The following is a 20,151-nucleotide window of genomic DNA, read 5'->3' as shown; positions in this document are numbered from 1 at the left end:
GGACTCCAAGTGTTCCAAAACGTCTTGAGCAGCTATCGCTTTTTACTGTAAATTTAAGGAAGTGTTATGGGTCAAGCGTAGGCACAGATGCAGCTTGGCAATATCGAGCAGTGTCTTTCGGAAGCGGATGATTCTCCGGTACATTCAATGGGGAAAACGGATGCCGGCATAGCGGTATTTGCTGAAGGCAGCTTTCCGCCCGATCCTGTCCGGGTTCCGCCATCTCCTCAATACACGCCGGCGCAGCCCCATGACAAAATGCTGCTTATTGAAGAGCTGCATGAAATGATAAGGCAGATAAGAGATATAGAGCCCTTACTTAAGCAAAGGCCAAGTCGCCGAACTGTGGCCCACCCCCGCTTTGGCGGGCTTAACGCCGAGGAATGGTTTTTACTGATCGACATGCACTATCGTCACCATCTGCTGCAGCTCGATCGGTTAAAAGCATTTTTGGTTATGTAGAAAGGTTTGGCTTTGGAAACAAGCCGCATGTCAGATCGGGAATGGCGAATAGTTCTGGCGAAAAGCAATTGCTTTCAAAGCAGCTTTTAATGCAGCTTTTTATGAGCGCACATTAAAGCAACCTGACAGAGGGCTGTCAGGTTGCTTTTTGTATACTGTGGCTATATCCAGGAAGGGAGATTAATAACATGACACAATTAAATGAAACTGCAAACGAATCTGCAGCACAACCCCACTTTTGCCAAAGCTGCAGCATGCCCATGACGGGAACCGCGCAATATGGGACAGAGCAAGATGGTTCTTCGTCGCCAGACTATTGCTCTTACTGCTACGAGGAAGGTTCCTTTCGCGAGCCGGAGCAAACGATGGAGGGCATGATCCGGCAATGCGTGCCTTACATGGTCGAGGAAGGCATGGAAGAAAGCAAAGCCAGGTCGCTCTTGTCCCAGCACCTGCCGCAGCTCAAACGGTGGAAGGCTGCTAGCGCGCCGCTTTGATCTGCTTGCTGCGAAGCTGCCCGCAGGCGGCATCAATGTCTGCCCCGTGCTCCATTCTGACGCTAACGCTGATGCCTTGTTTTTTCAAGGCATCATAAAAAGCGGTAATGGACTCCGGGCTGCTTCGCTGATATTGACCGTGCTCATCAACCGGATTGTACGGAATCAGGTTTACATTAACAAGCTGGCGTCTCGGCTTCATCAGCTCCGCCAGCTCCAGCGCGTGCTCCACGCCGTCGTTGACATCTCTGAGCAGGATATACTCCATAGTCATGCGGCGGCGGGTGACCGCCAAATAATAATCAATGGATTCCATCAGCTTTTCGATCGGAATCGCTTTATTGATTTTCATTATGCGCGTCCGCAATTCGTTATTGGGCGCATGAAGCGATACCGCCAGATTTACGCCTAGATCGCTATCGGCAAATTCCCTGATTTTTCCCGCGAGTCCGCTGGTGGATACGGTAATGCGGCGCGCGCCGATGGCAAGGCCTTTGTGGTCCTTGACCACACGGATGAAGTCGGAAACGTTGGTATAGTTGTCGAACGGCTCGCCAATGCCCATCACGACAATATGGCTCACCCGCTCTCCCTGCCCGGCATCATCCAGATAATGCTGGACTCGCATCAGCTGCTCTACAATTTCCCCGCTGGACAAATCGCGGCTTTTGGCAAGCAGACCGCTGGCGCAGAAGCTGCAGCCGATATTACAGCCAACCTGAGTGGTCACGCAAACAGACAACCCGAACTTTTGGCGCATCAGCACCGTTTCGATCAGGTTGCCGTCTTGAAGCCGGAAAAGAAACTTGACGGTTCCGTCCTGCGCTTCCTGCCGCGTATGCTCCGACATGGTCGTCAAGGTGAAGTGCTCCTCCAGTGTCGCCAAACAATCGGCGCGCACCTCGCTCATCTCGCCAAGCGCTCTCACCCGTGTCCGGTACAGCTGCTCCCATGCTTTTCCTGCCCAGAACTTGCGGTGTCCCCGCTCCTCCAGCCAGGCTGTTAATTGCTCTAAAGTTAATCCGTATAAGGACGGTTTGCCTATCATATCTAAAATCCTTCTTTCAAGCCATTTGCCTACTATTGTGCCAAAAAAAGACCTCGAACACAAGGAGCAAATCCTGCCGCTCACGTTCCCGTCAGCCGTCAATCGCCATGAGCTGCTCTATCCTTGCAATGGGAGTGGCAATGGGACTGCCGACCTTACAAGGACTCCCTCGCCGCTTTGGTCAACCCCCGAACCACAAGTTCATAAGAATTTTTGATCATATCAGCCAGTTCTGTCTCCGGAACCGAACCGTCAATCGTGACGGTATTCCAATGCTTTTTGTTGAGGTGATAACCCGGCTTGACTGCCGGATGCGCCTGACGCAGCAGCTCCGCCATAAGCGGCTCGCATTTTAAAGATAGGCTGGGAATTCCGTCGTTTTCCCCTATCAAGGCAAACATTTTGCCGCCAGCCTTCATGACCAGCGGTTCAGGACCAAACGGATAATCCTCGCTGGCCCCGCGAAGGGTCATGCAATACTGGGCAAGCTCTCTTACGGTTTTCAAAATGGGCTCCTCGCTTTCTTCTCCTATGTATGACACTGTTTTACACCATTCACCTATTTTCCGCAAGCCTGGAGGTGGATTCGCCGTCTTTATTCATTGGTATTTTTCCACTTAAACGAAGCTCCACCTCCCTCGCCGCGCAAAATACGGTTATGCTGAAGCTAAAGGGGATGACACTATGCAGGAATTAACAAGCTCTCAATTTCAAAAGGTGAGGCCGTTGGTACAAGGAGGCCATCAGCACCCCGAAATTCTGTCCGTTATTGAAGGCCGCAATCCCGGCTGGATATTTGCCGACAACGCCGATCAGCCTGGAAGCGCACTGGTTTGGAATAGGGGTATGCATGGCTTTTATCTTATTGGCGACTGTCGCAATGAGGATTTTACGGAAGGTATGGATAATTTTGCAGCCCATACGCTTGAGCCGCGAATGCGGAGGTACGGCCTTACCGATTTTGAAATATCTGGGCATCATGATAAATGGGATCTGGAGGGTATGTTTGCCTCAAGAAACCTCTATGACTTTGAACAGCTGGTATTCGAGACGGGACGAAAAGCATCTGTTCCGGAAACAAAAGGATACATCACGCTGCCGCTTCATCAGTATTCTGAGGAAAACCGGTGGCTCTTCCATACACCGCTTGTAAAAGAACATATTGAGGCATTTTGGACATCAGTCGAAGCATTTAAAAATAACGGATTTGGTTATGTCGCAGTGTCTGACGCAGAAGTTATCGGCCTTTGCTATACCAGCTGCAGAGCTAATAACCGCTTTGCTATCGGAGTTGAAACGGCTCCACAGAGCCGGGGTAAAGGAATTGGCATCTATCTGGCTTCACTGGTTGCGGGAGAGGTGATTGATCACGGTTTTATTCCCTATTGGGACTGCACATCGGACAATACGGCTTCTAAAAAGCTGGCGCAACGGCTCGGCTTCCGGCTAGTTCATCGCTACCAATGCATCGGCTTTCCGCTATAATCCAGCTTCCCGCAACTAGCTTTAGGTGACCCGACAGTGTCCTATAGACTACAAGGCTGGGACACTATAAACTACAAGTCCATAGACAACGATAGCTACAACTCTGCGGACATCGATGGCCGTTAGAAGCCACTTTCTAAGGAAAATCAGTTTTTAAAGGACAGCCGTGACCGTAAACGTTGATTTTCACCCCCAAATCGCCACTTCTGAGCGTCTAATGGACATTGGCGACTCCGTTACTTGAGGGAAATCCGCCCATTCGAGGCTTTAACGGCCATAAATGACCGGTACGCTATAGGCCGTTTGACGAAAAATATCCCGAGCCGCTATAAAAAGCAGCTCGGGACGTCGCATTGATTAGATACATCTACAAGCTTACTCAAGGGCATCCGCCGCGTTAAGTCAGCGCCGCCCGTAGTCCGCCTAGTCGCGGCTTGCCAGCTTGGACAGCAAACGCAGCATTTCGAGGTACAGCCATACCAGAGTGACCATCAGCCCGAATGCGCCATACCACTCCATATATTTAGGAGCGCCTTGCTCGGCTCCCGTCTCAATGAAGTCAAAGTCAAGCACGAGATTCAGCGCGGCTACAACGACGATAACAAGCGAAATGCCGATGCCGATCAGGCTGTTATCATGCAGGTACGGAATTTGAATGCCGAAAAAGCCAAGTACAAAGCTTAGCAGGTAAACCAGGGCAATGCCCGCTGTTGCCGCAAATACGCCCAATCGGAAGTTTTTGGTCGCCTGAATGATGCGGAAGCGATACGCTGCCAGCAAAGCGATAAATACACACATCGTAAGCAGGGAAGCCTGCATCGTAATGCCCTGGTACAAGCTTTCGTAATGAGCGGATAACGCCCCCAGGAACAGGCCTTCGCAAGCCGCATAAATCGGCACCAGGAACGGCGCAGCCGTTGGCTTGAAGCTGATAATGAGCGCAAGAATAAAACCAACAATAGCGCCGGCAATGCCAAGGCCCAGCACGTTGGCCTGGCCGTTGTAATACATAGACCATGCCGCAAAGGCTCCACCCAGCAAAACGACCAGCGTAATAATCGATTTGTTAACCGTTCCCTCAATCGTCATAGCTTCATTTCCGGAAAAATGGCCTGCTTTTTGGAACGTATTCTCTTTTAATGTAGGATTGCCGCTGCGTCCAATCACGCAAAATCACCTCGTATGTATAGTATGTGCTTCCATTATCATACAATCGGATTGCTTTTTATGCAAAGGAAATCCTGCCCGGGGACATAGAGGCAATACGCGCAAGCGAAACAATCCTGATAGACCGCTGCTCCAGCAAAGAACGGCCTTCCTGAAAGCTTTTTTCGATAACGCACCCAACGCCCGCAAGAGAAGCGCCGGATTGAGCCACGATATCGGCAAGACCAACAAGCGCCGCGCCCGTCGCCAGAAAATCATCCACGATCAACACGGTGTCCTCCGGCGTCAAAAAGCTTTGATCCACCGTTACCCTGTAGGCCTCTTCCTTGGTGAACGAATAGACGTCCGCCGCATAAACATGCGCTCCCTGGGTCAATGTCTTTTTCTTTTTGGCGTAAATAAACGGCACCTTAAGCGCAATTGCGGTCGCCATGGCAAATTGAATGCCGCTGGCTTCGATGGTCAACACCTTCGTAATGCCATCTCCCGCAAAAGCCGCGGCAAATTCCTCGCCAATAGCCAGCACAAGCTCTGTATCCACCTGGTGGTTCAGGAATGAATCCACTTTCAGCACCTTGTCCGATAAAATGAGGCCTTCTTGCCGTATTTTGTCCTGCAGCCTCTTCATCTCTCCGCCTTCTTTCTTCATCTCATGTATTCGTCCATAGCGTTTACAAATTCGTCGAGATCGCGATTTGCCTTGAGCTGGTTGCATTCATAACAGGCGCAGACGCAATTAACAGGCGTTGTGTGGCCGCCCTTGGCTCTGGGCAGCTTATGATCAATGGTATCTCCGTATTTGCCGCAAAAGTGGCAGGTATAATTGTCGCGCGTCAAAATAAGCTTGCGGAACTCTCTGCTGCTGAACAGCCTTCGGATGGTGGAGCGGTTTACGACAACCGCCGCTCCTTCCCGCACCAGCACCTGCGCCAGCTCGGGATCAACCTCCTGATACCAGCGGCGTCCGTTATCCGTTTTGCCCCGCATGCGGATAAAGCCTTTGGCCGTAGGCCGCAAAAAGGACGCGTCGGCGGGATCATGCTTGTCGCGCCTTGGCGTATGCGGCGGCGGGGCTTCGGCGGCGGGCCGTGCCGCCTGCCTCTGCTGCGCGCCCTTTGCGCGCTTGTTGCCGCGGCGGCGCTTGCGCGAGCGACCCGCACCAGGATGAATACCGGGAGCGGTAGAGCCGCTTGCGTCATTCGCGGCGCGGCCGATCGCTGCCGGAATGCCAGCCGTATCCCCATCAGCCTGAGACATGGGGTCACCGCTCACTTTTAGCCGCGCTTTTGGCAGCCTTGTTTGGCCTTCCATTGCCGCATCCCGGAAAGCTTCTCCCGCTCCGTGAGATGACGATTGTTCGGCAGAAGCCTGACCGGACTGGACGGATACCGGCACAGGGGCTTCCTTCTGCCGGCAGCTCCGGCATGCGCCGCGCCGTCCATATTTGCCGGAGCGCCGGCCCGTGCGGCGCAAAAATTCCGTCAGCGGCTTTGCAACCCCGCATTGGACGCAAACCTTTGTCGTGCTATGTAATTGTTCGCTTTTATAGGGATGATCCTTAGGATCATGATGGTTAGTAGTCATAATGTGAGTATAGCACATGCTTCCAATCAACAGAATGACCTCATCATTTTCGATGGAGCCCCTTTCATTGCATAAAACGTGTACTCAGCGAACGACGGGAGTGAATCAGCATCATCGGTATTAACTGCTCCGTCTTGCGGCCAATCCGTTTTTTGCCTTCAGGGTGCATGACGGATAACAATAACCGCAGATATGCCGTTGTAAAGCGTTGAAACAGATTAGGCTTCAGGGGGTGCTGCTCGAAACCAAGACCATGCGTCAAGCCGCGATGGAGCAGGGTAATACCAACTAACGCCTCCACCTCCCTAAACTCCAGCCGGCTTGTGAATGCTTCGCTGATCTGCTGTACTGCTTTTCGGGTAAGCCGGGCCGTCATGAGAGCCGCGCGATCCGGGCCTTCGGATTTGATCAGCGTCAGAATCATTTTGTTATTGAGATGGAGCTCCCCGACAAGGTCGCCTTTAACTATAATCGTGGAGTCCGCACATATGATGCTTTCTCCTTGATGCTTCTTGATCAACACTTTGCAAATGCCAAAGTGAGCTGTATGTGAACCACGGAAACGAGAAATAAAATCAAATCCTCTTTCCCATACCAACCAGGCCGCCTGTATGGCAGATTTCAGTAAACGAGGCAACATCCATTCATCCATCCTTCATTGTTATTTGTATTAGCCAGCACAGGTTAGAGCTGATTGCTGCGGATGCCAATGTCTTTAATCAAAACGCTGCCTTTCACATGCCGTTCAATTTGCTGGAACGATTATCCTACAAAAAGTATAGAGTAAATCGGTTTAGTCGACCTCCGCTGATAGAATGGCTCCGATCTAGGTCTACAGGCTGAACATCTCCTTGACCTCGCTCCACTCTCGTCATGGGCTTAAAACAAAAATGACCCGCAAAAAGGTCGCTTTTTTCAAAGCTTCCTTCTTGTGGGTCACGATTCAACCGATCACACTACACCTTATTTAATTTTGATTTCACCGTCGTACGACGCGATAATTCCGTAGAGATCGGGACGACGGTCGCGGAAAATGCCCCACTCCAGACGTTGCGTCTCCAGCTGGTCCAAATCGAATTCGGCAACCAGAATTTCCTCGGAATCACGGCCCGCCTCGGCTATTTTGTTGCCTTGGGGACCCGCGATAAAGGAGGAGCCGTAGAAGGTAATGCTGGAGTCCTCGTCGCTTTCAAGGCCGATGCGGTTGGATGCAACAACCGGCATCAGATTGGAGGCGGCATGCCCGCGCATGCACATCTGCCAATGATCCTTGGAGTCGATGGAGCCGTCCTGCGGCTCGGAACCAATCGCCGTAGGATAAAACAGCAGCTCGGCCCCCATCAGCGCCATGCTGCGCGCCGCTTCCGGATACCATTGATCCCAGCAGACGCCTACCCCGATTTTGGCATAACGCGTTTTCCAAACCTTAAATCCGGTATCGCCAGGGTTAAAATAAAACTTTTCTTCATAACCCGGTCCATCGGGAATATGGCTTTTGCGGTATTTGCCCAGCACCTCGCCATCGGCGTCAATGACGGCAAGCGAGTTATAGCGGGCATAGTTCTTCTTCTCGTAAAAGCTGATCGGAAGCACAACGCCAAGCTCCTTGGCTACCGCGCGGAAATGGTTAACCGCCTTGTTTTCCTCAAGCTCCGTTGCGTACACGTAATAATCCGCTTTTTCCTTCTGGCAGAAATAAGGGGTTTCAAACAGCTCCTGCAGCAAAATAATTTGTGCGCCTTGCGCCGCAGCCTGGCGTACAAGCTTGTCCGCTTTGGCGATGTTTTCCTCGATATTGGAGGAGCAGCTCATTTGCGTTGCCGCTACCGTTACTTTTCTCATGATTTCCTTCCTCCTTCATTTCGGATGCCCTCAGGCATTTGCTGCGTGGTGCAGTGTACGTTTCCGCCTTCCCGAATAATGGCCATGCCGTCAATGGTGCGGATGACGCGATCGGGAAATGCTTTGGATAATACGGCAATCGCATTGGCATCGGCCTCCGCGGCCGCGCCGCCGAATACAGGAAGGATAATGCCCCCGTTTACAAAATAAAAATTCAAATAGCTCAGCGTCAAGCGCGTGCCATCATATTCCGTATAAGGAGGCTGCTCAATTTCAATAATGTCCAGCTTTCTTCCTTTGGCATCGGTCGCCTCTTGCAATATGCTTAGATTTTCCTGGGTAATGGCATAGTTCTCGTCCTGCGGATCGTTGCAAACCTGAAGGATGACTTTGCCCGGCGCCGCAAAGCACGCCACATTATCTACATGTCCGTCGGTTTCATCGCCGCTTAAGCCGCGTTTCAGCCAAATGATGTTTTCAACATTCAGGAAATGCTTAACCTGAGCTTCAATGTCCTCGCGGCTCAGCTCCGGGTTCCGGTTGACGTTCAGCAAGCACTCCTCCGTCGTCAGCAGCGTGCCCTCGCCGTCGGTATGGATGGAGCCGCCCTCCATAACCAGAGGCGCGTCGAACTGCTCCACTCCCATCGCCTTCAAAATTCGGGGAGCTACGGCGTCGTCCAGATCCCATGGCGAATATTTGCCGCCCCATGCGTTAAACTTCCAGTTGATCCCCGCCAAACGGCCACTATCGTCCATCACGAAGGTAGGTCCGTTATCGCGCAGCCATGCATCGTTATGTTCAATAGGAAGCAGCTCGACGCGCTCATTGCCTTGGAAACGGCTCGCCACAGCCGCTGCGTCATCGGGGTTAACGATAACCGTAACCGGCTCGAACTCCGCAATCGCCGTAATCAGCTCCCCGTATCCCTCGCTTACTTGCTGATAAAATTCCGGATAAACCATGGACTCCTGTACCGGCCAGGATATAAAAGTACGCTCATGCGGCGTCCATTCCGCAGGCATTGTATAATTGTCGATTTTTTGCGTCATTGATTATCTTGTCCCCTTGCGCGCCTTGTAGTCCGTGCCAGCAGGCCTCATACCCCCGCTGCACCCCTACTATCATATACTAAAGCAACGCCGCCCACAATCCGGTTTACAGCATTTTACGAAAGAGCGAAGCACCCGAAATATGGCATATACTGCGGCTAAGTCATTTGCGCTTTGCCGTGCTGCCGCGTTTCCTTTCGCTCGCCCCGCACAGGTTGTATTATAATAGAAAGGACCAACAATACTACAAGTAGAGCGTTGAAAAGGAAAATTTGAGGAGATGGATGTACGTGACATTCAAACAGGAATTAATCAACCGCTTTGTAACCTATGCCAAGGTGGATACGCAGTCCAATGAAAGCATTGAAAGCTGTCCTTCCACCCCGGGACAAATGAAGCTTGCCCTGATGCTGGTGGATGAGCTCAAAAGCATCGGCATGCAGGAGGTCACCATAGACGAGCACGGTTATGTGATGGCGACATTGCCCTCCAATACGGATAAAGACGTTCCGGTTATTGCGTTCCTTGCCCATCTGGATACGGCAACGGACATGACGGGTGCAAACGTCAACCCGCAGCAGCATGACAGCTATGACGGCGGAGACATCATTTTGAACAAGGAGCTTGGCATCGTTCTTTCCCCTGCGGAATTTCCGGCGCTCCCCGGCTACAAGGGGCACACGCTCCTTACAACAGACGGCACAACATTGCTTGGCGCAGACGATAAAGCCGGCATTACCGAAATTATGACGGCTATGGCTTATCTGATCCAGCATCCCGAGCTGAAGCACGGAAAAATTCGCGTTGCCTTTAATCCCGACGAGGAAATCGGACGGGGAGCGCATAAGTTCGATGTGGAAGCATTAGGCGCCAAATACGCGTATACGATGGACGGAGGGCCGCTAGGCGAGCTTCAGTATGAAAGCTTTAACGCCGCTTCCGCCAATATTGACATTCAGGGCAAAAACGTTCATCCCGGCACGGCCAAAAATAAAATGATCAACGCCTCCAAAATAGCGATGGAGCTTCATGCCAAGCTGCCTGCGGCGGAGGCCCCGGAGCATACCGAGGGCTATGAAGGCTTCTACCACTTAAACCTGTTTCAAGGGGATGTGGAAAACGCCAAGCTCAGCTATTTGATCCGCGATTTCGACAAAGAAAGCTTCCAGGCCCGCAAACAATTTTTCCAATCCATTGTTGCCGAGCTAGGCGAAAAGTACGGAACGGACCGCATCAAGCTGGAGCTGAAGGATCGCTACTACAATATGGGTGAAAAAATAGCTCCCGTAAAACATATCGTCGACATCGCCCAGGAAGCGATGGAAAACCTGGGCATCAAGCCGCTGATTCAGCCTATCCGCGGCGGCACGGACGGCTCGCAGCTGTCCTTCAAAGGACTGCCGACTCCCAACATCTTTACGGGCGGCGAAAACTATCATGGCCGCTACGAGTTTATATCCGTCGATAACATGGAACTGGCCGTACGCACCATTCTGGAAATCATTTCGTTGTACGAGGCCAAGGCCTGAGCCGCGCCGCAAAAAAGCAGCCGACAAAATGGGATTAAATTACGTCAAATCAGTTGATGACTTCCCCCTGTATGAGTACAATAAAAAAGGGCAAGAGATTTGACGCTTTTGCCATTACCGTGTCTTGTACTAAACATTGCAGCCGACCGGCGTCCAACGCCCCAAAGCTTCAACATACGAGGGTAGAGATGAACCAGAGATAGCGCTGGTCATACGCCTGGATAAAAGCTAGCCAACCGCTGCTTTTATTCAGGCTTTTTTTGTGCCCCGACAAGAAGGGAGGTCCAATGATTGACCTTGCCAAATGATAGCGGCGTTACGGAATCCGATCATCGGCTGGACAGGCTGGCATCCGTTGGCCAAATTGCCGCAGGCATAGCCCATGAAGTCAAAAATCCGCTTACGGTTGTAAAAGGCTTTCTCCAGCTGCTCAGGCAGGAAGCTCCGCACAAATATCTGGATTATGCCTTTACCGAATTGGAGAATGCCATTTCTACCATTGAAAATTTATTGCATGTCTCCAAGCCGGATTTAGAAAACGAGCCGTTCGACATCATTGACCTTTGCTCCGAGCTGGACTCTGTGCTTCATCTTTTCCAGGAACGGTTCTATCAAGTTTCTGTACATAAGCAGTTTTGGGATACGGATGCCAGAATATACGGAAAAAGGAATCCGCTGAAAAAAGCTCTGTTCAACCTCCTGAAAAATGCATTTGAGGCCATTCCGGATGACGGAGTTATTACCCTAACGCATACTCGTGCCAGCAATCATGTAATCGTTTCAATTTCGGATTCCGGGTGCGGCATTCCAGTGGATAAACTCGACTTGCTGGGGACGCCATTTTATACGTCCAAGGTGGACGGCACCGGTATCGGATTAACTCAGGTGTTCACAACCATATATGAGCACGGAGGATTTATTCGGGTTAGAAGCGAGCTGGACGTGGGGACTGATTTTCTTCTGCATCTTCCGTTATGGGATAGTGAAAAGCAGCATAGAGGATTTGTGAAGTCCGTAAAGGAGGCGGTTCGTCCCGATCAGTCGAAGCTTGGCAGAGAGGACAATAAGAGACGCACCTCCCGTAGTGCAGAGCTTGGTCAGCAAAATAATCCATTTCCCGTCATCCCGTTGCTTGACCAAGTGGGTCTGCTCCCGCTTACCTGGAATATGGCGCTGCCTCCTGACCACAAAGCTCGTGATTATTGGCTTTGCGAACTGCAAAATATGGAGCTTAAGCGGCTTATCGTCGATTTAACCTCTATTGACTGCTTGACTGAAGCTGCGCTTCTTCTTTTATCCGCAATTATGGAGCAAGCGGCTCGTCGGGAATATACAGTCACCTTGACGGGAATACGCCCGGAGTTGATGGATGTTTTGATAGAGCAGCGATTAGTATCCCGCAGCGACGCTTCCTCCCGCATGACTTTGCAGCAATTCCTGCAGGAATATATCAAGCCTCCAAACCTTTAACCTTGCCAAATAAGACCAAACTTATTAAAATGAATGTGGGCAGCAGATTTGACGCTCTTGCCTTTATCTATTCCATGCGGGGGAGGCCCGCAAATCGACAGATACCTAGTGATTGCAATAAGGATTGAGTTGGCCGAGATGAACCAGAGACAGCGCTGGACATAAGCCTGGATAAAAGTTGCTGAGCAAACTTTTATTTAGGCTTTTTTTGTTGCAGGAAAGAGGATGAATGTACTGAATATGAATGAAAACTATTTCCAGAATGAAATAGCAAGCCACCTTGGGAAAATGCTTCGGGATGCATTCGGGAAAGGGCCGCAATCCATTTATGTAAGCGTGGAACGGCCAGTCATTGTTGTTTATTTGCGCAATTTTTTGACGCCAACGGAAAAAATACTTCTTAATCAAGGGCAAACCCGCACGATTGAACAAACAAGGGACATGGTCATGTCCTCGCTGATTCCCGAGATCAAAGCATATTTGCATCCGTTGACAGGCATGAACGACCTGGAATTTTATTATGATTGGGAACTGCATAACCACTCCGGCATTTTGGTAGGGCGTCAATTGGAAGAATCCGCAGCTTTGGAGCAATGGCAAGATAGGTTCGAGGGGAAAGAAGGACTGGAGCGCGAGATTCTCCGGATGAGCCAGCGTATTCAGAAGAAGCCGGAGCATATATATTCCCGCATCATTAATAAAAGGACCCTTGTCGTTGTCCGCTCAGGCGGCATGATTGATCTCAGCAAAGAATTAATTCGTCTCGGAGACGAGGATCAATTGAGACAAGCAGTTAATCATCTGGAAAAAATGCATTTGCGGGACAACCGTGCTATCGAACAGGCTTTGGATACAAAAATTATGGACGTCTTTGTCGATTGGAATATGGAACGCGATAAGAGTGTCATCGTTTTTATTTTAAATCCCAAATAAAGAGGGCGCCCGAAAGTCTAAGCTTTCGGGCGCCCTCTTTTCAATAGTTCCTGATTTATGGCTTTATTCTGTCCCGGACCGGCTTCATAAACGCCTCCAGGCTGTTTCCTTTGACGTAAATGTCGGGTTTGATGCCCGTATCGTTTATGTTCTCCTGCTTGACGTTCCAATAAAAGTTAACCACGTACAGCAGCACCTTATGAACCGGATCATCGAATACATATTGCCCGACGCCTTTTCCGTAAGTGTCGCGCCCCACAATCGTAACGTTGCTTAAGTAGGATTTAAGGCCAAGCGTAAGCAGCTCCGAGGCAGAGGCAGAGTTTTCATCAACCAGAATATAAATATGCTGGAATGCGGTATACGAAGGGTCGGAATAAAAATTTTCCGTTTGACCGTTGCGGTAAATCATCATGCTGGTTACATAATCGGGCAGCAGCGCATCCAGCATAATATTGGCGCTTTGCGCTATGCCTCCCCCGTTGCCCCGCAAATCCAGCACCAGGCTTTTGCTCTCCGGCTCCTCGATCCGGTCAATGATGTCAATAAAAGCATCATCCGTCCTCATATGGAAGGTCGGTATCCGAATGTACACCATAGAGCCTTCCTCCCTCAGCTCCAAATCATTTTCCTCATAATAGCCCAATTGATCGTAATCATCCCCATAAATAAAAAAGGAAAACTGATCGCCTTTTTTCTTGGCTTTTTCGAACCGCTCCGCGATTTCCTTCAGGGAAATGTCAGGCTGATCCAGCTCCGACAGCAGCCCCCTGGAAGCCTCCACCGCATCCAGATAGAGATAGTTATCCTCAAAAAATGCTTTAATCTGCGCGCCGATCGGCTTGTCTTTTTCCTTAAGAGACTCCTTGACCATTTCCGCCGTATAATTGCCGCTGTATAGCTCAAGGCTGCGTTCGCTGTATTCATTGGCTTTGTCCTCGTCTCCAAATAAAAGGTTGGCATATGCAAGCTGCGCCCAGGCTTCCGACGATTCGGGATCGTTTTCCGCTGCTGCGAGCAAATCCTGGATGGCATCCTCATATTCGCCCAGCTCCACCTTGCATAATCCGCTGTACCAGGCAATGTCGGAGTGATCCGGAAACAAGGATCTGGCTTTCTGACCCAGCTCAGCGCAACGGGCATTACGACTGGCGCTGTACAACGAAGACAGCTGCTGCATATAATGGAGCGGCTTCTCCGGCAGCTCCTTAACTGCAAGCCCGTAATAGTCGGCAGCTTCCAGGTAATAACTGAAGTTGTAGGCAGTATCGCCCATTCTTTCATGAATCATCGCTTTATTGTCAACGGCGTTTATCGCTTCCTCATAGATCGCTTTAGCCTTATCATATTCTCCACTGCCTTCATAAACGCTCATTAGCCACCAATATGCATCGGCGTCCCCCGGATTATCCTTCAGCTTATCGCGAAAAATAGAAACAGCCTCATCGGTTTGTCCGTAATCGGCATAAAATTCACCCAGCATATCCAGCACATCCGGATTATCGGGGAATTTGGCTTTCGTCTCCTGTAGAAATTGGCTGGAAGCCTCGAAATCACCCTGCTCTCCAAGCACAATCGCTTTCAGAAGATATACATGGTAGTCATCTGAATATTTGCTTATGATATGCTCGGCGTAGTCCAGCGCCTTGGAGGATTCCCCCAGCGCGATATGGGAATAAACCTTCATTTCCATCGCGTCATAATCGCTTTCATCCTGTTTCAAAAACGCATTAAAGGATTGCAGCGCTTCACGGTATTCGCTCCGGTCATAATGAAGCATCCCCTTGCCATAATGCGCATAAATGCTGTCTTTATTATACTTGAGCGCATTTTCGTATTGCTCCATCGCCTCGTCGTAACGCGACAGACCGTATAAAGAATTTCCTTTATTAATATATTCCGCATCGGTATTAGGCAGCAGCAAAAGGGCAATCTCTATATACTCCAGACTTTTGTCGTAATCTCCTAAATCATGATAAGCCCAGCTAATATTATTAAAGGGAGAATCATATGCCTCCGATGATTTGATGGGAGAGCTAAGCTCTTTAAACTCAGGCTTTGCTTTATATATCGCATCAATAGCCTTTTCGAACTGGGCAATGGCCTCTTCAATATGACCTTCCTCCATTAAATCGAAGCCCTTTTGATTATACGATTCGATAGCCCTTCTGGAGCTGCTCTCCTCACCGTCAAGCAAACGATTTGCACAGGCGCTGAACAGCAATATGCAACAAATCACTCCTATGGCAAGTGATATTTTTCTCCATACGTTCAAGTTGTCGACCCCGTTTCCTGTAAACCCAAATGTTGTATAAACCTTGTACGGATATGTATTCGACAAGCGTTGACTTTCATCCTTTTTGCGCGCAACAAAAAACGGACAATATGCCGGCCCTTCGAAGGCTCTTGCACTATTGTCCGTTTAGGTGGGGTCTTTCCTGTTAGATACAATCATGGGTTACTCGTAATAAGCATGCAGCAGATTTATGGTTTCCTGGGCGCCCGCTTCATCAGCAACATTCCATACGCCGTTATCGGTCCAGCAGGTTCTGCAAGCTTCTTCCGTTTCGCAAAAACCGGCGTCATCGCAGGTGTAGCAAAATTGCATCATGTTTTGGGTTACATAAGTTTCAGCTGTTCTCATGTCACTCACTCCTTGTTCTTTTGTTGTCTTTATCATACCACGAAAGCAAGGAGGATATTGTGATTTTTTTCACTTGATTGTTACGAAATGTTGAACACGGGCAATGCTAAATCTTTTTCACAAACTCCGATTTCAATTTCATGGCTCCAAAACCGTCGATTTTGCAGTCGATATTATGATCGCCATCCACCAGTCTGATATTTTTAACCTTCGTTCCGATTTTCAGAACAGAGGAGCTTCCTTTTACTTTCAGATCCTTTACAATGGAAACACTATCTCCATCCTGCAGCACATTGCCATTGGCATCCTTCACTACTTCCTCCGTGGAGCCTGGCTCCTCATCGCCTTGCGCGCTCCATTCGTGGGCGCACTCCGGACAAACATACAAATTTCCATCCTCGTAGGTATACTGCGACTGACAGGATGGGCAATTAGGCAAACTAGACATTACACAATCTCTCCTTTAATAGGTTGTTCAAAAAGCCCACTTTCCATTACGTAACATGCCTAGCGGCATGGCCAGCGTCGAATATGACATTCAGCCGAAATCTCCGGTACTCACTTAGCTTCCACTAAGCTCCGCTCCTCGATTTCTAGCTTCTTGCCATCTTCTCGGTACTGAAAAGCGAACTTTTCGAACTTTCATTTTACTTTTGAACATTTTCCTCGACGTGGCTTATTGTACCATATAAACCTGCCACTTCCGCCTTGGCATTTGACATTCCCTTGGATAGGGTGGTTATAATTTGGTATAACCCCGAAAAGGAGATACCCATGTCCCTTCAATACCGTTTAATAACCGACGCCGATTTCGAGGAGGCGCTTCAGCGCGGCTTCCGGGTTCGCGTCTTCCAGGATAATCATATCGTTGACGCCAGCTCGATTATTCTGCGCTTTGATGACAACACGGTCGTTACGCAATCCAGCGTCAGCGACTTGTCTTATCACAACCGAAAAAATTGCGAATTTTTCCAGTTAAAAAAGAAATAATGTTTCGCTTGACTTTAGAGAAATGACAAAGTAAAATCCTTAATAACTTGGATAATATTGAAAAGCTGCGAAGAGAAAGAGTACCTTGGCGAAGTCTTTTTACAGAGAGCTCCGGTAGCTGAAAAGGAGTAAAGAATAACCGAGGGAATATGGTCTCAGAGCTGCGCACCGAAGCCCCATGTGGTTGTAGGCCGCGCCGGAACCCGCATCCGTTACTGTGCTAGGGTATAAACGCAAACCGCGTCGTACCTGAAGAGGCTAATGCCGCAAGGCATTTTTGAAATTGGGTGGTACCACGTGAGCGCAACTCTCGTCCCTTTGGGATTGAGGGTTTTTTTGTTTTCCAAAAAAAGAGGAGGGATTTTATGTCTAATGTCTTTATAGGCGGCGCATGGCCGTATGCCAATGGTTCCTTGCATCTGGGGCGTCTGGCGAGCTTATTGCCCGGGGATGTAGTCGCGAGATATTTCCGGGCAAAGGGCGACGCTGTGTTATATGTTTCGGGCAGCGATTGTCATGGCACGCCCGTCGCCGTTCAAGCACGGCAGGAGGGGGTGGAGCCGGAAGCAATAGCGGAGCGATATCATCACGAATTCCTGCATTGCTTCAATCGTCTGGGATTTACTTATGATCTATACACACGCACTGATCAGCCCTTTCACCATCATGAGGTGCAAAGCCTATTTTTGAAGCTGCTGGAGAACGGGCATTTGTACAAAAAAACAGTGCAGCAAACGTATTGCGAAAATGATCGTATTCCTTTGCCAGACCGGTACGTTGAAGGCATTTGTCCCGTCTGCGGCAGCCGGGCCCGGGGCGATCAATGCGACTTCTGCTCTACATTGCTGGACCCGTCGGATTTGCTGGAGAAAACCTGTGCCATTTGCGGTAATCCTCCAACGGATTCCCCAACAGAGCATTTTTACCTGGCGTTGTCTCAATTTCAGAATAAATTAATTGAATATTCCGACAAAAAACAGGGGTGGAAGGAAAATGCCATCCAGCTAACCAGGCGATATTTGGAGGAGGGACTGCAGGATCGTGCTGCAACCAGAGATTTGCCTTGGGGCGTAGAGGTCCCCGTTGAAGGCTTTCACGATAAAAAAATTTACGTCTGGATCGAAGCCGTCTGTGGATATTTATCTGCGAGCAAGCAATGGGCGGCAGAGACAGGAGAAGGGTGGGAGCCATTTTGGCTGGATAAGGGGCAGAAGCTAACGGCTTATTATGTGCATGGCAAAGACAATATCCCGTTCCACACGCTCATCTGGCCGGCCTTGCTCATGGGAACTGGAAATCTGCATTTGCCGGACGTTATCCTTTCATGCGAATACATGACGCTGGAGGGGAAAAAGTTTTCGACAAGCCGCAACTGGGCCGTTTGGGTCCCCGATATTCTGGAGCGTTACCAGCCTGATTCCATCCGTTATTTCCTGATAGCCAACGGGCCCGAGAAACGGGATGCCGATTTTTCATGGAGAGAGTTTATTAACAGCCACAATGGAGAGCTGCTTGGCGCATTTGGCAACTTTGTCAACCGGACCTTGGCGTTTATCAACAAATCGTTTGAAGGAAATATTCCTGCGGGAAACCTTGGCGAAGACTGGGTAGACGCAACAATGGACTTGTATCAAAAAGCCGGAGCACTCCTTGAGAAGGGCCGTCTCAAGGAAGCGCTTGAGCTGATTTTTGTCTACATTCGCCAAGCCAACAAATATTTTGACGAGCAAAAGCCGTGGGTACAAATCAAAAACAATCGCGAGGAATGTGGAGTTACGCTGTATTGCTGTGTGCAGCTAATAGCTAACCTGGCAAATCTGCTCCAGCCATTTGTTCCTTTTTCCTGCGACAAAATAAGATCGTTCCTCGCGCTCGGCCAGCCTGCCTGGCAGTTTGTTTCAGTACCGTCCGGCACCCGCATAGGTCAACTGGAGCTATTGTTTGAGCGAATTGATCCCTGCAAAATTGAAGAAGAAACAAGCCGTTTGGAGATACAGAGGGAGGGTTAAGGTAACGAGGATTCGATGAGTGGAAAGAGGAAAAACGGCGTGCCCCGGTCATGCATGTTGCATGAATACGGGGCCCAAGCATCCCCAATTTCTAACGGACTTTTTTGACGGTTTCGCCTTCGATCAGAACGGGCTGATAATAGGTATTTTCCTTCAAATCCTTTTTTCCTTGCAGCTTTTTAATGACGTAGTCGGCTGCGTCGCGGCCCATCTGCTCCTGGGGATGGGTCAAGGTGGTCAGCTTGATATTAGCGTTTTTGGCAATATACGAGTTGTCCTGGCCGATGATGGAGAGATCATCTGGAACGGATAGCTCAAGCCCTCTGCACACATTCACAACCTCAAGCCCGACCTCGTCGTTATAGCATACAATAGCCGTTAATCCATTGCGGTTTTCGCTCAGGAATGTCTTCAGGCTCACGGAAAGCTCCTGCTTGGTTTCGGTATCAAATGCCAGCACCAGCTCCGGGTGAAAGCTTAATTTTGCTTCTCCCAGCGCTTTGATGTAGCCCTTCATCCGGTATTTACCCTGCAAATCGTCCATTTTAGCAATAATGCCAATGCGGGTGTGCCCGTTTTTGATCAGCTCCCTGGTGGCAAGATAGCTGGACTGAACATCGTCGAGACAGAAAAAAGGCACCTCGAGCTCCTCATAATAAGCGTTAATCATGGCAAAAGGAACCTCTTGCTCCTTGAATGACAGATAATACGCGATGTTGGGATTGTACAAATTGCTTTTTGTCGGCTCCACAATCAAGCCGTCTACGCCATAGGAAAGCATCATTTCCAGCGCTTTTTTTTCCTGTGCAACATCGTTATTGGTGCTGGCCAGCAGCAAGGAATAATTATCCTCATTCAGCCGCCCTTCGATACCGCGTATAATGGAAGGAAAAATATAATCCGATAGATACGTCGTAATAACGCCGATCGTCCGGTTGTTGGGGCTGCCGCCCGGCTTGGCCCGGTATTGATTGCTGACGTAGGTGCCGGAGCCTTTTTCGCTTCTTAAAAAGCCTTCGTTGGAAAGCTCCAGAATTGCTTTTCGCACCGTTTGGCGGCTAACCTGGTATTTGTCCTGCAGGGCGGATTCCGTTGGAATTTGTACGCCTACGCTGTATACTCCCGACAAAATATCGCTTTTGATATCCTCAAGAATGATCTGGTATTTGGGCTTCATCTATGTTCACTTCTTTCGCAAATGTCCAATACATCTCATACAAGGGCTGATTCCGCCCGTTCCGCTAAACCTTATACAAATCGGCAGATGCCTGAAATTTGTATGTACATCTTTTAAGATGTTTATGGTCCTATTATTATGCATCCTGTTCCATATTACAAGACAAGGACAAACTTTTCCTCGCTGCAATTTGTAAATACATTTCCTCATCCTTATTGACAAATGTACGAACAAAAAATATACTAGGGCTGAAATAAAGGAA

At 49.5% G+C, this 20,151-nt stretch carries 20 protein-coding genes and 1 other annotated feature; of the genes, 8 read left to right on the top strand and 12 right to left on the bottom strand.

Translation table 11 applies throughout. The features are described from left to right. Positions 1-87: 87 nt before the first annotated feature. Both A7K91_RS03660 and A7K91_RS03655 read left to right on the top strand, forming a co-directional pair. Positions 88-462 carry a DinB family protein gene (locus A7K91_RS03660; protein WP_068679756.1) on the top strand — a complete coding sequence of 125 codons (375 nt, stop codon included), beginning with the start codon at positions 88-90 and terminating at the stop codon, positions 460-462. Between the two features lie 188 nt (positions 463-650). Further along, entirely contained in the window at positions 651-959 is a 309-nt protein-coding gene (locus tag A7K91_RS03655) for a zinc ribbon domain-containing protein (protein WP_068679755.1), read from the top strand. On the opposite strand, the gene rlmN is transcribed toward A7K91_RS03655, so the two are convergent. Both rlmN and A7K91_RS03645 read right to left on the bottom strand, forming a co-directional pair. Further along, positions 943-2,004 carry a dual-specificity RNA methyltransferase RlmN gene (gene rlmN, locus A7K91_RS03650; RefSeq protein ID WP_068679777.1) on the bottom strand — a complete coding sequence of 354 codons (1,062 nt, stop codon included), beginning with the start codon at positions 2,002-2,004 and terminating at the stop codon, positions 943-945. The two genes, A7K91_RS03655 and rlmN, sit on opposite strands and share 17 nt — an antisense overlap. 158 nt (positions 2,005-2,162) lie before the next feature. Next, positions 2,163-2,480 carry an MmcQ/YjbR family DNA-binding protein gene (locus tag A7K91_RS03645; RefSeq protein ID WP_068679775.1) on the bottom strand — a complete coding sequence of 106 codons (318 nt, stop codon included), beginning with the start codon at positions 2,478-2,480 and terminating at the stop codon, positions 2,163-2,165. A gap of 211 nt (positions 2,481-2,691) precedes the next feature. Between A7K91_RS03645 and A7K91_RS03640 the strand changes: the two genes are divergently transcribed. Then, positions 2,692-3,492: a GNAT family N-acetyltransferase gene (locus tag A7K91_RS03640; protein ID WP_068679754.1), complete on the top strand. Its 801-nt coding sequence runs from the start codon at positions 2,692-2,694 to the stop codon at positions 3,490-3,492. Between the two features lie 423 nt (positions 3,493-3,915). On the opposite strand, the gene A7K91_RS03635 is transcribed toward A7K91_RS03640, so the two are convergent. The 6 genes from A7K91_RS03635 to A7K91_RS03610 all read right to left on the bottom strand — a co-directional run bounded on the left by A7K91_RS03635 (position 3,916) and on the right by A7K91_RS03610 (position 9,137). After that, complete coding sequence (locus tag A7K91_RS03635) at positions 3,916-4,659, bottom strand: Bax inhibitor-1/YccA family protein (RefSeq protein ID WP_068679752.1); 744 nt, start codon at positions 4,657-4,659, stop codon at positions 3,916-3,918. A gap of 58 nt (positions 4,660-4,717) precedes the next feature. Continuing rightward, the gene (locus tag A7K91_RS03630) at positions 4,718-5,287 is read right to left on the bottom strand and encodes a xanthine phosphoribosyltransferase (RefSeq protein ID WP_068679751.1); all 570 of its coding nucleotides are present in this window, start codon (positions 5,285-5,287) and stop codon (positions 4,718-4,720) included. Between the two features lie 17 nt (positions 5,288-5,304). After that, entirely contained in the window at positions 5,305-6,273 is a 969-nt protein-coding gene (locus A7K91_RS26950; protein ID WP_245697226.1) for an HNH endonuclease, read from the bottom strand. 34 nt (positions 6,274-6,307) lie between these two features. After that, on the bottom strand, positions 6,308-6,883 hold the full coding sequence (locus A7K91_RS03620; protein WP_068679750.1) for a YkoP family protein: 576 nt from the start codon (positions 6,881-6,883) through the stop codon (positions 6,308-6,310). 323 nt (positions 6,884-7,206) lie between these two features. Further along, positions 7,207-8,085 (bottom strand): N-carbamoylputrescine amidase, encoded by an 879-nt coding sequence (aguB, locus tag A7K91_RS03615; protein WP_068679749.1) that lies wholly within the window; start codon positions 8,083-8,085, stop codon positions 7,207-7,209. Then, complete coding sequence (locus A7K91_RS03610; RefSeq protein WP_068679748.1) at positions 8,082-9,137, bottom strand: agmatine deiminase family protein; 1,056 nt, start codon at positions 9,135-9,137, stop codon at positions 8,082-8,084. The genes aguB and A7K91_RS03610 overlap by 4 nt, the downstream gene beginning before the upstream one ends. Before the next feature lie 290 nt (positions 9,138-9,427). Between A7K91_RS03610 and pepT the strand changes: the two genes are divergently transcribed. From pepT to A7K91_RS03595, 3 genes are all read left to right on the top strand, one after another. After that, a complete protein-coding gene (gene pepT, locus A7K91_RS03605) occupies positions 9,428-10,666 on the top strand; it encodes a peptidase T (protein ID WP_245697224.1) in 1,239 nt (412 codons plus the stop codon). Positions 10,667-10,957: 291 nt separating this feature from the next. Further along, complete coding sequence (locus A7K91_RS03600; protein ID WP_068679745.1) at positions 10,958-12,136, top strand: ATP-binding protein; 1,179 nt, start codon at positions 10,958-10,960, stop codon at positions 12,134-12,136. A 225-nt stretch (positions 12,137-12,361) separates the two neighbouring features. Then, positions 12,362-13,069: a Na-translocating system protein MpsC family protein gene (locus A7K91_RS03595; RefSeq protein ID WP_245697222.1), complete on the top strand. Its 708-nt coding sequence runs from the start codon at positions 12,362-12,364 to the stop codon at positions 13,067-13,069. Positions 13,070-13,124: 55 nt separating this feature from the next. Here A7K91_RS03595 and A7K91_RS03590 read toward each other — a convergent pair whose 3' ends face one another. The 3 genes from A7K91_RS03590 to A7K91_RS03580 all read right to left on the bottom strand — a co-directional run bounded on the left by A7K91_RS03590 (position 13,125) and on the right by A7K91_RS03580 (position 16,161). Beyond that, positions 13,125-15,410, bottom strand: coding sequence for a S41 family peptidase (locus A7K91_RS03590; protein ID WP_156739294.1), 2,286 nt, complete (start codon positions 15,408-15,410; stop codon positions 13,125-13,127). Between the two features lie 117 nt (positions 15,411-15,527). Next, complete coding sequence (locus tag A7K91_RS03585; RefSeq protein ID WP_068679741.1) at positions 15,528-15,713, bottom strand: hypothetical protein; 186 nt, start codon at positions 15,711-15,713, stop codon at positions 15,528-15,530. Positions 15,714-15,819: 106 nt separating this feature from the next. After that, complete coding sequence (locus A7K91_RS03580; protein ID WP_068679739.1) at positions 15,820-16,161, bottom strand: zinc ribbon domain-containing protein YjdM; 342 nt, start codon at positions 16,159-16,161, stop codon at positions 15,820-15,822. A 326-nt stretch (positions 16,162-16,487) separates the two neighbouring features. Here A7K91_RS03580 and A7K91_RS03575 point away from each other — a divergent pair, with 326 nt between their 5' ends. Together A7K91_RS03575 and metG are read left to right on the top strand one after the other, a co-directional pair. Further along, positions 16,488-16,703, top strand: coding sequence for a hypothetical protein (locus A7K91_RS03575; protein ID WP_068679737.1), 216 nt, complete (start codon positions 16,488-16,490; stop codon positions 16,701-16,703). Positions 16,704-16,761: 58 nt separating this feature from the next. Beyond that, positions 16,762-17,024 (top strand) — a binding site (T-box leader). 44 nt (positions 17,025-17,068) lie between these two features. After that, positions 17,069-18,712: a methionine--tRNA ligase gene (gene metG / locus A7K91_RS03570; protein ID WP_068679735.1), complete on the top strand. Its 1,644-nt coding sequence runs from the start codon at positions 17,069-17,071 to the stop codon at positions 18,710-18,712. A gap of 91 nt (positions 18,713-18,803) precedes the next feature. On the opposite strand, the gene A7K91_RS03565 is transcribed toward metG, so the two are convergent. Then, a complete protein-coding gene (locus A7K91_RS03565) occupies positions 18,804-19,889 on the bottom strand; it encodes a GntR family transcriptional regulator (protein ID WP_068679733.1) in 1,086 nt (361 codons plus the stop codon). Positions 19,890-20,151: the final 262 nt, after the last annotated feature.

Source organism: Paenibacillus oryzae, from assembly GCF_001675045.1.
GTDB lineage: Bacteria > Bacillota > Bacilli > Paenibacillales > Paenibacillaceae > Pristimantibacillus > Pristimantibacillus oryzae.
Note: the sequence above shows the minus strand (reverse complement) of the source record. Positions and strands in the feature narration are given on the sequence as shown.

Bases quoted from the DNA above. Each gene is read 5' to 3' on its own strand.
- A7K91_RS03660 (WP_068679756.1), top strand. From the start codon at position 88: ATGCAGCTTGGCAATATCGAGCAGTGTCTTTCGGAAGCGGATGATTCT.
- A7K91_RS03655 (WP_068679755.1), top strand. From the start codon at position 651: ATGACACAATTAAATGAAACTGCAAACGAATCTGCAGCACAACCCCAC.
- A7K91_RS03645 (WP_068679775.1), bottom strand. From the start codon at position 2,480: ATGACCCTTCGCGGGGCCAGCGAGGATTATCCGTTTGGTCCTGAACCG.
- A7K91_RS03640 (WP_068679754.1), top strand. From the start codon at position 2,692: ATGCAGGAATTAACAAGCTCTCAATTTCAAAAGGTGAGGCCGTTGGTA.
- A7K91_RS03630 (WP_068679751.1), bottom strand. From the start codon at position 5,287: ATGAAGAGGCTGCAGGACAAAATACGGCAAGAAGGCCTCATTTTATCG.
- A7K91_RS03620 (WP_068679750.1), bottom strand. From the start codon at position 6,883: ATGTTGCCTCGTTTACTGAAATCTGCCATACAGGCGGCCTGGTTGGTA.
- aguB (WP_068679749.1), bottom strand. From the start codon at position 8,085: ATGAGAAAAGTAACGGTAGCGGCAACGCAAATGAGCTGCTCCTCCAAT.
- A7K91_RS03610 (WP_068679748.1), bottom strand. From the start codon at position 9,137: ATGACGCAAAAAATCGACAATTATACAATGCCTGCGGAATGGACGCCG.
- A7K91_RS03595 (WP_245697222.1), top strand. From the start codon at position 12,362: ATGAATGTACTGAATATGAATGAAAACTATTTCCAGAATGAAATAGCA.
- A7K91_RS03585 (WP_068679741.1), bottom strand. From the start codon at position 15,713: ATGAGAACAGCTGAAACTTATGTAACCCAAAACATGATGCAATTTTGC.
- A7K91_RS03580 (WP_068679739.1), bottom strand. From the start codon at position 16,161: ATGTCTAGTTTGCCTAATTGCCCATCCTGTCAGTCGCAGTATACCTAC.
- A7K91_RS03575 (WP_068679737.1), top strand. From the start codon at position 16,488: ATGTCCCTTCAATACCGTTTAATAACCGACGCCGATTTCGAGGAGGCG.
- metG (WP_068679735.1), top strand. From the start codon at position 17,069: ATGTCTAATGTCTTTATAGGCGGCGCATGGCCGTATGCCAATGGTTCC.
- A7K91_RS03565 (WP_068679733.1), bottom strand. From the start codon at position 19,889: ATGAAGCCCAAATACCAGATCATTCTTGAGGATATCAAAAGCGATATT.